The sequence below is a fragment of the Desulfococcus sp. genome (assembly GCF_050178255.1).
Classification (GTDB): domain Bacteria; phylum Desulfobacterota; class Desulfobacteria; order Desulfobacterales; family Desulfococcaceae; genus Desulfococcus; species Desulfococcus multivorans.
The window spans coordinates 1-11735 of sequence record NZ_JBFXGG010000095.1 but is presented as its reverse complement, the minus strand read 5'-3'; the positions used below and the strand labels follow the sequence as shown (position 1 = coordinate 11735).

At 58.0% G+C, this 11735-nt stretch carries 13 protein-coding genes; 9 read left to right on the top strand and 4 right to left on the bottom strand.

Features of this window, described 5'->3' with window-relative positions; genetic code table 11:
• Positions 1-334: 334 nt before the first annotated feature.
• The 5 genes from AB7S84_RS13840 to AB7S84_RS13820 are packed head-to-tail and all read left to right on the top strand — an operon-like array spanning position 335 to position 3890.
• Positions 335-1267, top strand: coding sequence for a nitrous oxide reductase accessory protein NosL (locus tag AB7S84_RS13840; RefSeq protein WP_428155095.1), 933 nt, complete (start codon positions 335-337; stop codon positions 1265-1267).
• A 2-nt stretch (positions 1268-1269) separates the two neighbouring features.
• Entirely contained in the window at positions 1270-1581 is a 312-nt protein-coding gene (locus tag AB7S84_RS13835) for a hypothetical protein (protein ID WP_052018511.1), read from the top strand.
• Positions 1568-2704 (top strand): ABC transporter permease, encoded by a 1137-nt coding sequence (locus AB7S84_RS13830; protein WP_040414404.1) that lies wholly within the window; start codon positions 1568-1570, stop codon positions 2702-2704. Before AB7S84_RS13835 ends, AB7S84_RS13830 begins: the two co-directional genes overlap by 14 nt.
• A 36-nt stretch (positions 2705-2740) precedes the next feature.
• Positions 2741-3202 carry a hypothetical protein gene (locus AB7S84_RS13825; protein WP_020875775.1) on the top strand — a complete coding sequence of 154 codons (462 nt, stop codon included), beginning with the start codon at positions 2741-2743 and terminating at the stop codon, positions 3200-3202.
• Positions 3189-3890 (top strand): sulfite exporter TauE/SafE family protein, encoded by a 702-nt coding sequence (locus tag AB7S84_RS13820; RefSeq protein ID WP_078081283.1) that lies wholly within the window; start codon positions 3189-3191, stop codon positions 3888-3890. The genes AB7S84_RS13825 and AB7S84_RS13820 overlap by 14 nt, the downstream gene beginning before the upstream one ends.
• A 42-nt stretch (positions 3891-3932) precedes the next feature.
• Here the strand turns inward: AB7S84_RS13820 and cysK are convergent, their stop codons facing one another.
• Both cysK and epsC read right to left on the bottom strand, forming a co-directional pair.
• Positions 3933-4856: a cysteine synthase A gene (gene cysK / locus AB7S84_RS13815; protein WP_428155091.1), complete on the bottom strand. Its 924-nt coding sequence runs from the start codon at positions 4854-4856 to the stop codon at positions 3933-3935.
• A gap of 14 nt (positions 4857-4870) precedes the next feature.
• A complete protein-coding gene (epsC, locus tag AB7S84_RS13810) occupies positions 4871-5821 on the bottom strand; it encodes a serine O-acetyltransferase EpsC (protein WP_020875772.1) in 951 nt (316 codons plus the stop codon).
• A gap of 218 nt (positions 5822-6039) precedes the next feature.
• Between epsC and AB7S84_RS13805 the strand changes: the two genes are divergently transcribed.
• From AB7S84_RS13805 to AB7S84_RS13790, 4 genes are all read left to right on the top strand, one after another.
• Complete coding sequence (locus AB7S84_RS13805) at positions 6040-6477, top strand: hypothetical protein (protein ID WP_020875771.1); 438 nt, start codon at positions 6040-6042, stop codon at positions 6475-6477.
• A gap of 80 nt (positions 6478-6557) precedes the next feature.
• Positions 6558-6986 (top strand): thioesterase family protein, encoded by a 429-nt coding sequence (locus AB7S84_RS13800; RefSeq protein ID WP_020875770.1) that lies wholly within the window; start codon positions 6558-6560, stop codon positions 6984-6986.
• A 134-nt stretch (positions 6987-7120) separates the two neighbouring features.
• Entirely contained in the window at positions 7121-7543 is a 423-nt protein-coding gene (locus tag AB7S84_RS13795; RefSeq protein WP_020875769.1) for a hypothetical protein, read from the top strand.
• 432 nt (positions 7544-7975) lie between these two features.
• On the top strand, positions 7976-8632 hold the full coding sequence (locus AB7S84_RS13790) for a response regulator (protein ID WP_020876038.1): 657 nt from the start codon (positions 7976-7978) through the stop codon (positions 8630-8632).
• Positions 8633-8666: 34 nt separating this feature from the next.
• On the opposite strand, the gene AB7S84_RS13785 is transcribed toward AB7S84_RS13790, so the two are convergent.
• Positions 8667-11009, bottom strand: a complete 2343-nt coding sequence (locus AB7S84_RS13785) for a heavy metal translocating P-type ATPase (RefSeq protein ID WP_428155086.1) — start codon at positions 11007-11009, stop codon at positions 8667-8669.
• Between the two features lie 140 nt (positions 11010-11149).
• Positions 11150-11629: a c-type cytochrome gene (locus AB7S84_RS13780; RefSeq protein ID WP_428155084.1), complete on the bottom strand. Its 480-nt coding sequence runs from the start codon at positions 11627-11629 to the stop codon at positions 11150-11152.
• Positions 11630-11735 lie beyond the last annotated feature (106 nt).

The following is an 11735-nucleotide window of genomic DNA, read 5'->3' as shown; positions in this document are numbered from 1 at the left end:
AACCGAACCGTGCCTGCCGTTTCAGAAATACGACATCATCCAGTTGTTCTTTTCGCTTCTTTTCTTCCGACCATGTAGGTAAATTCAAGGACATCTCTTCCATCTTTCGATTACGGCATGATTGCCGTCCCGCCCGGCAGGCTTCGGGTTTGGAACCTTGAAACCTCCGGGAGTTCAAGCATATGAAGGCGCTCAATATGTCAAAGATATAAACTTAATTCAAGCCTTATGTGCCTCACAGAGTTTTATTGACCCTATCCCCTTTCCGTGGTAAAATTTACGCAAATTTTCTCAAATTCATCATAACGAACCTTCATACCGTTGGGGGGGCAAAATGAAATACCGCTCTCTTTCGATATTCGCGGCACTCCTGCTGATCGCCCATGTCACCGCCTTTGCATCCGTGGTTACCGACCTTGCGGATACCGAGAAATACCCCAGGTGCCCTCTTTGTGATATGGACCGGAAACAATTCGCCTTCGCCAGAATCCTGGTGACTTATGACGATGCCTCGGAATCGGGCTACTGCTCCCTGCACTGCGCCGCCATCGCCATGGCCATCCATCTCGACAAAGCACCGATCAGGATTCAAGTCGGCGATTACGACACCCGGGAGTTGATCGACGCGGAAGCCGCGGTATGGGTCATCGGCGGCGCCAGGATAGGCGTTATGACCCACCGGGGGAAATGGGCTTTCAAGGACCGGTCGCGCGCGGAAGCGTTCATCGGTACGCACGGCGGAACAACAGCGGATTTCGAAACCGCCGTGAAGACCGCCTATGAGGATATGTACGCCGATTCCAGGGCGGCCAGGGAAAAACGGAAGAAAACGGCTGTCATGCATGAAGCCCCGGCGGCGTCGCCCCCCAAACCCAGCCCTGAAGAAAAATGCCCGGTCTGCGGCATGTTCGTCGGCAAATATCCCGACTGGATCGGGGTAATCACTTTCAAGGACGGCCGGCGGCACTATTTTGACGGCGCCAAGGATCTCTTCAAGTATCTTTTCGATATCGAAACCTACAATTCGCGGCAGAAGGTCGCCGACATCCGGGATATTCACGTCACCGACTACTACGACATGAAATTTATCGATGCCGGGGCCGCCTTTTACGTGATGGGCAGTGACGTCTACGGACCCATGGGGCGAGAGTTGATACCGCTCTCCAACCGTCCTGATGCCGAGACTTTCATGAAGGATCACAAGGGGATCAGGATCCTTCAATTCAACGAAATAACGCCGGAAATCATCCGTCGCCTGGATGAATGAACATGCGGGGATCTACCGGTTACGCGCTGCTGACTGTGATCGGCATGGCGGTGATGTTTTTTCTCCTGTGCATCCACCCGCTATTTCACCGCGCCAACGTCGAACGGGCGAGAGCCTTGCGTCGGGCCATGGTCGCTGATCTCGGGATCACCGACCTTTGCCTCTTCACCGAAGCGCCTTACACCCGCAACCCTGCCGTGACCGACGGTCATGCCCCGTTCCAGAACCATCCCCTGGCCCTGGAGCACATGCCCTCGGGAATCTTCATCCGGCCCTCTCACCGGCTATCCCGACCCGCCAATGCATTGGATTGAGCGACATCGCCGCTTGATGGACTACACGCTGTCAAGCCTTTTCCGGCGGAAAGGACGGCACCTGATGCTGCTGGCGACCTACACGATCGTGATTTTCATCCCGGCGTCAGCCGTTTTTTTCGCCGCGGCATTGCAGGATGAGGCCAACGCACTGCTCGACGGCGCACCGGACATCACCATTCAGCGGATCATTGCCGGCCGTCAGGTCTTCGTACCGGTGGACTATGCCGATCGACTGCACGCCATTCGCGGTATACGATCGGCGAGAACCCGTCTTTGGGCCTACTATGTCAACCCCGTCAACGGATCCCGATACACCATCATGGTGCCGCCGGATTTTTCCTATGCGGATGACGAGATCGTGGTCGGTGAAGGCGTCATGCGAACCTGGGACGCCATCGAGGGGCGTCGTCTTTTTTTCACTGCCCATGACAGATCGGGGATCCTGTTGAATGTCGTCACCACCCTGGAAACGGATACAGGTCTGGTCTCATCGGATCTCATCCTCATGTCCGAGTCGAGCTTCAGACGCGTGTCCGGCCTCCCGCCGGGGTTTGCCGCGGACATCGTCGTTACGGTGCGCAACATTCGGGAGGTGCCGACCATCGCCGCCAAGATCACGCATATCCTCCCGGAAACCGTTCCGATATTGAAGACCGATCTCCTCCAGACCTACCAGGCAGCCTTCGACCGGCGAAGCGGCATCGCCGTCGTGCTCTTTTTCGGCACGCTTCTGGCCTTTTTGGTCTTCGCCGGAGACAGGGCGCTGGCCATGAGCGGTGAAGAAATATACGAAATCGGGGTCCTGAAAGCGTTGGGATGGGACACTTCGGATATCCTCTCCATGAAGTTCTGGGAGAGCGCCGTCATGTCGTTGACCGCTTTTACGGCAGGCATCGTGTCGGCCTATCTTCACACCTTTCAGATGTCGGCGCCGCTTTTCGCCGGTATCCTCAAGGGATGGTCCGTCCTCTACCCGAGGTTCGACCTGCCGCCGAAAATCGACGCCGGCGACGTCTCTCTCCTGTTTCTGATGAGCGTCGTCCCTTATACCCTGGCAACCGTCATTCCCGCATGGCGGACCGCAACGCTTCCGCCGGACGAAGCGCTGCGGAGCCGGTAAGGGATCGGCGGGTTCCGGAAAGAAGGGATACGGGCAATGATGCATCACGTTCGGATTATATCGGCGTGTCTTGCAACCGCGGGGATTTTCGTCTACCTGGCGACACTCCGGCCCGACCAGGCGCCGCGGACATCCTCGGGCGTTATGCAAAACTGCGACATCCAGCGCGGCCCGTGCACCCAGCCTCTCGGGAGCGGATCGGCAACCCTGGAGATCCTGCCCAGACCGGTTCGGGCCATGAGGGATCTGACCTTCCGCATCACGCTTGCCGTCGACCCGGCGGACGGTTCGACACTGTCGGCCCCTCCTTACATCGACCTGGATATGCCGGATATGTTCATGGGATACAACCGAGTCCACCTGACGCCGGAACGTCCCGGAATCTGGTCGGGGACGGGGGTCATCGTGCGATGCCCCAGCGGGATTCCCACATGGAAAGCCGTATTGACGGTTCCAGACACGGGGGAGACTGTCTTTGTTTTCGATGTCCGCTACTGATATGCCGGCAGCCCTGCTGTTTTTCCTCTCCACCGGTTTCGCGGTGGGATTCGGCCATTGCATCGGCATGTGCGGCCCTATTGTCGTCGCCATGAGTCTCCAGTCTCCGGGAAAACACCACCTCCTTCGCCATCTGCTCTACAACACCGGCCGCATCACCACTTACACCCTTCTCGGCGGCATCGTCGGGGTCTCCGGATCGTTGACCCGCCTTGCCGCCCATACCCTGGGGCTGCAAAAAGCGGTTATGGTGGGAACAGGCCTCATGATTATCGCCACCGGCCTCGCTATGGCCGGCTGGCTTCCCATGGGTCGCCTTTTTCCGACCACCGCCTCGGACGACGGTTTCGTCGCCCGGGGCTACAGGCGTCTGATCCGGGCATCCCGACAGCCCGCAACCTGTTTTCCGTTGGGTCTCCTGTTGGGGCTTCTGCCCTGCGGTCCGATCTACACCGCCCTGTTGTCGGCCGCACGACTTGCCATGGAAAACCACAACCCCATCGCCGGATTTCTGACGGGAGCCTCGGCCATGTGCGCATTCGGATTGGGAACCTTCCCCGCGCTGATAATCGTCGCCCGGATGACAAGCGTCCGATGGATCCGCTCCAGGGCCTTGATCTACCGTATCGGCGCGATCCTCATCACCCTGTTCGGAGGGATCTTCGTATTCCAGGGAATCCGGATGTAGCCGCCTTCTCCCGGATCGAGCCGGGTTGCCGAACCGCCAACCCTACGCCAGAAAAAGCTCGGTACTGATGTAGCGTTCCCCGGTGCTCGGCAGAACCACCACAATCACCTTTCCTCCGGATTCGGGCCGACGGGCCACCCGAAGCGCAGCCGACACCGCAGCCCCCGACGAAATGCCGCAAAGGATGCCCTCCATTTTTGCCAGCTGCCGGGCGGTCTCGATAGCGGTATCGCTTTCAACGGAAATCACCTCGTCGATAATCTCCCGATCCAGCACCTCGGGGACAAATCCAGCGCCGATCCCCTGGATTTTGTGGGGCCCCGGCGTTCCCCCGGACAGCACCGGGGACTCCGCCGGCTCGACGGCAACGGCCTGGAATGACGGTTTCCGGGCTTTGACGGCCTGGGCCACACCGGTGATGGTGCCGCCGGTGCCCACACCTGAAACCACAATATCCACCCGTCCGTCGGTATCACGCCAGATCTCCTCCCCGGTGGTCCTGCGATGAATATCGGGATTGGCGGGATTGGAGAACTGATCCGGCATAAATGCATCGGCGTGCCGGGAAACGATCTCGCCGGCGGCTTCGATAGCGCCTTTCATCCCTTTCGATCCGGGGCTCAGAACCAGTTCGGCACCGAGATGCTTCAGCAGCTTTCGGCGCTCGATACTCATGGTTTCAGGCATGGTGAGGCAAAGCCGGTATCCCTTGGCCGCACAGATGAATGCCAGAGCGATTCCCGTATTGCCGCTGGTGGGCTCGACAATGAGGGTGTCCCGCCCAATCTCTCCCCGGGACTCCGCGGCCGCGATCATGGCTGCGGCGATGCGATCCTTTACGCTCCCCAGCGGATTGAAAAATTCGAGCTTGGCATAAAGCGCGGCGGCAAGGCCTTCGGCTATTCGGTTCAGCTTCACCAGGGGGGTTCCCCCGATCGTCTCCTGCATATTTCCGTAAATCGTCATCTTGTCTCCATTGTCTATCGGTAAACGAGCTTGGGCGGCTCCATCAACACCCTGGTGTCCGGAGGAATCGACGCCGTGAGCCAGACATTGCCCCCGATCACGCAGCGACGTCCGATCACCGTATCGCCCCCGAGTATGGTGGCGCCGGAATAGATGATCACGTCGTCTTCGATGGTGGGATGCCGCTTCTTTCCCCGAAGTCGCTCCCCCGCATCCTTGGGCAGGGAGAGCGCCCCCAGCGTCACGCCCTGGTAGACACGGACGTTGTGCCCGATCACGGTAGTCTCGCCAATGACCACGCCGGTGCCGTGATCGATGACGAATCGCGTTCCGATTTCAGCGCCCGGATGGATGTCGATTCCGGTGATGCTGTGGGCATACTCGGTCATGATACGGGGCAGAAGGGGCACCTCGAACTCGAACAGCCGGTGGGCCACGCGATAGACCATAATGGCAAAAATCCCCGGGTAGCTGAAAATGATTTCGTCCTCGCTCGCGGCCGCGGGATCTCCCTCATAAGCCGCCGCCACATCGGCAGACAGCATCGCCTGGATGTCCGGCACCGACCGGAAAAGGGCCAGAGCGATCTCCTGGCCCTGCTCCTCGCATTTCATGCAGGGTTTTTCGTACCGGAAGCAGTCATGCCGGATGCTCCGGCATATCTGCTCTGCGAGCATATCGTAGAGCCCTGAAACCGACTGCCCGAGCATGTATTTGAGATTGACGGGATCCATCCGGTTTCGATTGAAGTAGCCGGGAAAAATCACGTCCCGCAACCCTTCAACGATCTCGATCACCGATTCCCGCGATGGGATCGGTTCATAAGCGGTGTGGTGGCAGCATTGCCTGTTTTCACAAGACCGGACGATCTGATCGACGATCTCCGGCAGATGCGCCCGAAAACTCGAGGATCGTCCGGCATCACGTCGGCATGAGGTCTCTTGGGTGTGCCTGTCTTTCTCCATGAAGTCATCTCCTGATGATGATACGAAACCGTCGTTTGGGTATGAGGATAAGGATAATCATTTCCAGCCGTTTGAAAAGCCGTCGCGCGTAACCGGAGCCCATTGCCGGCAACGATTGGATCCTCATGGGAAATAGTTGTTTACACACGCTATACATCTGGTATATCTCAATTAACCTGAATCTATATACAAAATTCTTTCAAGAGAGATCCGTGATCATGATAAAAAAACTGCGCTTCACCATTTTGATCCTGTTGTCCATCGCCATCGGGAGCGCCGTCTATCTTCATCATCACAACAGATTGGCAAAATATTCGCCGGAGCTGGATCGACTTATTGTCGATCTGGACCGGCAGGTCTCCGTCGCCTGGGAAGCGACGTCACGACTCCGAACCATCATGACGGAAACGGCTCCGAAACTTTTCCCCCTGGAAAAGCTTCAAAAATACATTCCCAAATCCGACGCGCCCGAACATACGCCGTCTCGATCCGAAATCGGATGGACCGCCGACGGCGACGCCACTCCAGACCCCTTGCGGCAGATCGAGCCGCTTCCCGAAACCATCTACACATGGGTCGACAATCGCGGCATCCGGCATTTCAGCACCACGAAGCCCCATGACCGGCGCATTGGGGTTGAAACCTTTAAACGATAACCCGCATCGCAGCGCAGACGGCCATGTCGTCGATGCCGCTGCATGCCGTCAGGCATCAACCCGACAGGACGGAGGTAGCCATGAAAGAGACGCTCAAGCCCGGTTTGACATTCGAATTTCATTACAAGGTCCCTGAAGACAAAACAGTCCCTCGGCTATTTCCCGAATTTCCGGAAGGTCAGATCATGCCGAATGTTTTTGCCTCGGGGTACATGATCGGCCTTTTCGAATTCGCCTGCATCAAGGCCGTCAAACCGCATCTGGACTGGCCCGACGAACAGACCGTCGGCATCGGCTTTCAGCTCAACCACACCGCCGCCACGCCGCCGGGATTCACGGTGACCGTCAAGGTGAAGCTGACGGCGGTTGAAGGCAAAAAGCTGACCTTTGCCATCGAAGCCTTTGACGGCATCGACCGGATATCCAGGGGCACGCATGAGCGGTTTGTCATCGATCCGGTGAAATTCAATGCCGCTGTGGCGGAAAAACGCAATAAACACATCTCATGACCCGGATTGAGGGTAACGGCTTTAAAATCGTATCTCCCAAAATCTTTGCTTGATTGGCCGAAAAGAATGTTTACCCTTTCGATGATGCAATAGGGATTCTTTTCACTTCAACCTTCGATGAAAGGGGATGCGTCATGAAAGATTCAGGAAGCTTGCATTTAAAGGTTCAGGAACTCTGTGATTGTTATGCCACCACCGATCCGCTCAAGGAGATGTCCGAACTCCCCCGCGATGCGGACAAGGATGAAGCGGCACTGAAGTGGCTTTCGCTGGCGGCGCTTCACGGGGTAAATAGTAATGCCAAAGAAATCGAGCTGGTTGTCAAGGACGACGGGACGGTCAAGGTCACAGCGGAGTACCGAACCGGGGAATTGCCTTCCCCCGGACCCAACGTCGCCGGGAAAATCATTGAGGCCCTCAAAGGCATCACCCATTTTGAGGAGGGTAAGGGCAAGACACCCCTGGCTTTGGGAATTCGCGACAGCAGCATCGAGCTGCAGATCAAGATGAAACCCAAAGACGGGGGAAACAAGATCTCCATCAAATTCCCGGAATAGGGGCCTCGATCGAAAGGCGACGCGCCCGCCGTTTTTGTTTATCCGTAAGCCTTTCCGGCATCCAGATGCCGCGCCCTGTCGGGTACATCCGTCAATCGTCCTCAGCCCGGACCAGTCCGTCCGGGCCCCATTCCTACGACATCTTCAGAAAATTTGCTCATTTTAGTCTTTTAATATAGCTTCTTAAAGGCTATAATAAAATATCATTCAACTGTTGATTTTCATGATGATGACCGGAAAGAGGCGCCGGGAGGGTACGGTCCGCGCCCCTTCAGCGGTGAGTTTTAGTGCCGCTTAAGCGCCGTGCATTCCGATCAACCTTACGAAAGTCGACAGTCGAGCATTTTTTTTGCGTCTCGATCGGCAAGGCAATGGATAGGCGGACAATCGACCGCTTACTGTCGGAATCCCTGCAACGGCTGGAAAACCTCTATGAACATTTACACCATCATTCTGGCGGATGACCATGTCATCCTGCGCCAGGGCATACGCAAAATCATCGAGGACGAAAACGGACTGAAGGTCATCGACGAGGTCGGAGACGGCCTGGCCTTGCTGAAAACCTTGAAAATCAACACGCCCGACATGGTGATCGTCGATATCTCCATGCCCAGGATCCGGGGTATCGAGGCCGTCAGCGAAATCAAGGCCAATTACCCCAATATCAAAGTGCTGATCCTCAGCATGCACAAATCCAGGCAATATCTGTTACAGGCCGTTTCCGTCGGCGCCGACGGGTATCTGCTGAAGGAAGATACGGACGACGAGCTTTTCACGGCCATCAAAACCATCCGCAAGGGAAAGGTCTATCTGTCCCCCAGTATGACCAGGGGCCTGACGCAAACCTTTATCGACGCCTGCATCAACGGACCGGATGTCAACACCGAGCCGCTGAGTGTCCGGGAAAAAGAGGTCCTCAAAATGGTTGTCGAAGGATATACCTGCAAAGATATATCGGAGCTGCTTCACATCAGCCTGCGGACGGTGCAGCACCATCGCGCCAACATTCATAAAAAACTCAGGATCAAGAAAATGCCGGATCTGGTGAAGTATGCCATGGACAACGGCTACATCTCGATGACGGACTGAGAATGACGCGGCTTTCCGTCTGCGGTCAAAAAACTCAGGTCCTCCGCCGCACCAGAAGAAGCGTGTTGCCGATAACCGTGAGACTGCTGAGCAGCATGGCCGTTACCGCCACCAACGGCGTCAGTATGCCCGCCATGGCGACGGGAATGCTGAGCACATTATAGACGCCCGAGCAGATGAGGTTCTGGAGAATCTTCCGATTGACCTTCACCGCGAGATCAAAAAAGGTCAAAATCCGGCGCGGGTCGCTTTGCATGAGGGTCATGTCGGCCACATCCTTTCCAAGATAAGGACCGGAATGAACAGCCACGGAAAGATACGCCGCCGCCAGCGCCGGCGCATCGTTGATCCCGTCGCCGATCATCGCCGGTTGCATACCTTCCGCCTCGAGCTGCCGGATGAACGCCGCCTTGTCGCCGGGCAGCATGCCGCCGAGGCTTTCATGAATGCCGACGAGACGGCCGACGGCCAAGGCTGTCCGGGATTCGTCCCCCGAGATCAGCGCAACCCGAAAGCCCCGGCGCTGCAATTCCAGAACAGTCGGCTTCGCCCCGGGGCGGATCCGATCTCCAAAGCGCAACACGGCGACAAGACGCCCCCCCCAGGCCAGATACACCCGCGACAAACCGTCGTCCTGCAGGCGCCGGTCGTCATCCCGATTCCCGGCCTCGGGCACGAAATTCAGTGCGCCGATTCGCGCCCTCCGGCCTTGCCATATCCCGGAGACCCCGTTGTCGTGACCCTTCAGGGCCGAAACCGTCGCGGCTGAGATCCTTTCCTCGGCACATTTCCGACGGATCTCCACCGCCAGGTAATGATCGGACGCCTGCTCCAGCCCGGCCGCCAGGGCGAGAGCATCCGCCCGTTGAAACGGCTCGAAGGACACCACCTCCCGCAGCTCGCAACGCCCCTCGGTCAAGGTCCCGGTCTTGTCGAACACCACGGCGTCCACTCCACCGGCTTTCTCAAAGCACGAAAACTCCTTCACCAGAATTCCGTTTCTGCCGGCAACGGAGATGCCGGCGACCCTGGCCAGAGGGATTGCGATCCCCAGCGCACAGGGACATGAGATGACCATTACCGTAATGGCCCGGACCATGGCGGTTTCAAATCCCACCCCCCGCATCCACCAGAAGGCACCGGTGGACAGCGCCAGGCCCAGAATCAGCGGGACAAAGACAAAGAGAAGCCGGTCGGTTTTGCCTTCAAAAGCCGTTTTTTCATCGAGGCTGCGCTGGATGATCCGGATAATCCGACCGATGGTCGAATCTTCCCCCACGGCCTCGGTCTTCACCTTGAAAACCCCTCGCGCTACGGTAGTTCCGCTGTGGATGTGGTGTCCCGGCAATTTTCGAATCGGCGCGGCCTCTCCGGTCAGGGAGGCTTCATCCAGAAGGCCCTCCCCCGAAACCACCACGCCGTCGGCGGGAACGATGTCGCCCGCCTCCACAAAAAACATATCCGCCTTCTGGAGCATGTCGACGGAAACATACCGCCCCTTGGGATACAGGTCGCAGATCCGCTTCACCTTTGTGGGTTTCAGTGCGAACAGATTCGCCAGATCCCTGGAAACATGGTTTCTGGCATTCCGCTCCAGCATCTTGCCCAGAAGTGTCAGGGTGATCAGCATGGACGCCGTGTCGAAATAGAGGTGGATGCTCCCCTGGATCAGGTTATAGACGCTGTAGGCAAAGGCGCTCCCCGAAGCGATACTGATCAGGCTTTCCATGGTGAAAACGGCCGATCGCACCCCCGCCCACGCCTTTTGATGAATACGCCGGCCCCCGTAAAAAAAAGGGACGCTCGCCAATATGAAAACAGGCCATGACAGATAGGTTACGGCGTCTTTGGACAGATCCGTGAAAAATCCCGAATAAAGGGCAAAGGAGAGCATCATCACATTCACGGAAAAGACAGCGGATACGGCAAATCGGTAAATTTCCCGTCGGTGTTCCGATGCACCGCCCTCGTGATCGTCCACGGGCCGGTAGCCGAGTTTCTCGATATGGCGGCGAATCTGGTCGGGCGAGGTGCGTACGGGGTGATATCGGCACTGGAAGGTATCGGTGGAAAAGCGGGTGGCGGGGGAGATGACGCCGGGCAGTTTCTTGAGGGTTTCATCGATGAGCCAGGCGCAGGCGGGGCACCACATCCCCTCCACCCGGAAGGAAAGCCCAAGAAGATCCGCCGCATCTTCGGACAGTTCGGACCCTTTCGAAGCCGTATCCGCCGTTTCCGGTGCATTCGCCGGGGCTGCCGTCGGGTCGTCCCCGGCCTGGGGGATAATCCCCATCCGTCGGCATTCCTTGAACAGTTCGGTTTCCTGAAACGGGATGGGGTCGGCGCCGTCCGATGCGTCTCGGGCCTCCGTCAGCATCCGGAACACCTGCCGGCAGCCTTCGCAACAGAAGAATTGCATTGCTCCCGACACTTCGGCCCGGACAGCGCCCTGCCGCAGGGGCAACCCGCAGAGATCGCACGCGCTCCGGGCGGCCGACGTTGTCGGCTTGTCCGCGGTCAGCGTACGCCCAGGGATCTGACGTAGGCGACGATCTGCCACCGCTCGGGAATGGCGATGGTGGTGGCCAAAGCAGGCTGTCGGCCATCGACAAGCCCATAGCTGACGGTCTTGAAAAGTTCCCCGTCCGTCTGGGACTGGACCCGTTCACTTCTCAAATCGGTCGGCAGGGGCTCGAAACTCTGACCGACGGTGCCGTTGCCGTCATGGTACTTACCGTGACATTGGGCGCAATAGATCTGATACCCCGCCTCACCGGCCGCGAGAACCTCCGGATCCTCAGCCGAAACAGGGGAACGGAGCGCCTTGCCGTCCGTAAGCCGGTAAACGGCCTCGGCATCCGCCAGGGGAACGGTCTGGCCATCCATGACCAACAGCGGGGCCTCGTGGGGCTTGACGGCCGGTGTTTCCCACATGCGCCAGTCGTTGCATCCCGCCGCAACCAGCGCGCAGAACAGGGCTAAAATAATCCGGCGCATCCCCTATTCCCCCTCGCTTCCCCGGACATGCTGGGGATTCGGCAGTTTCTCGTAAACGGCATAGGGAGACTCTCCGGGCACGTCTCTGACGGCCCGATACGCCCAG

Coding starts and splice junctions, on each gene's coding strand:
- AB7S84_RS13840 (WP_428155095.1), top strand. CDS start 335: ATGAAATACCGCTCTCTTTCGATATTCGCGGCACTCCTGCTGATCGCC.
- AB7S84_RS13835 (WP_052018511.1), top strand. CDS start 1,270: ATGCGGGGATCTACCGGTTACGCGCTGCTGACTGTGATCGGCATGGCG.
- AB7S84_RS13830 (WP_040414404.1), top strand. CDS start 1,568: ATGCATTGGATTGAGCGACATCGCCGCTTGATGGACTACACGCTGTCA.
- AB7S84_RS13825 (WP_020875775.1), top strand. CDS start 2,741: ATGATGCATCACGTTCGGATTATATCGGCGTGTCTTGCAACCGCGGGG.
- AB7S84_RS13820 (WP_078081283.1), top strand. CDS start 3,189: ATGTCCGCTACTGATATGCCGGCAGCCCTGCTGTTTTTCCTCTCCACC.
- cysK (WP_428155091.1), bottom strand. CDS start 4,856: ATGACGATTTACGGAAATATGCAGGAGACGATCGGGGGAACCCCCCTG.
- epsC (WP_020875772.1), bottom strand. CDS start 5,821: ATGGAGAAAGACAGGCACACCCAAGAGACCTCATGCCGACGTGATGCC.
- AB7S84_RS13805 (WP_020875771.1), top strand. CDS start 6,040: ATGATAAAAAAACTGCGCTTCACCATTTTGATCCTGTTGTCCATCGCC.
- AB7S84_RS13800 (WP_020875770.1), top strand. CDS start 6,558: ATGAAAGAGACGCTCAAGCCCGGTTTGACATTCGAATTTCATTACAAG.
- AB7S84_RS13795 (WP_020875769.1), top strand. CDS start 7,121: ATGAAAGATTCAGGAAGCTTGCATTTAAAGGTTCAGGAACTCTGTGAT.
- AB7S84_RS13790 (WP_020876038.1), top strand. CDS start 7,976: ATGAACATTTACACCATCATTCTGGCGGATGACCATGTCATCCTGCGC.
- AB7S84_RS13785 (WP_428155086.1), bottom strand. CDS start 11,009: ATGCTGACGGAGGCCCGAGACGCATCGGACGGCGCCGACCCCATCCCG.
- AB7S84_RS13780 (WP_428155084.1), bottom strand. CDS start 11,629: ATGCGCCGGATTATTTTAGCCCTGTTCTGCGCGCTGGTTGCGGCGGGA.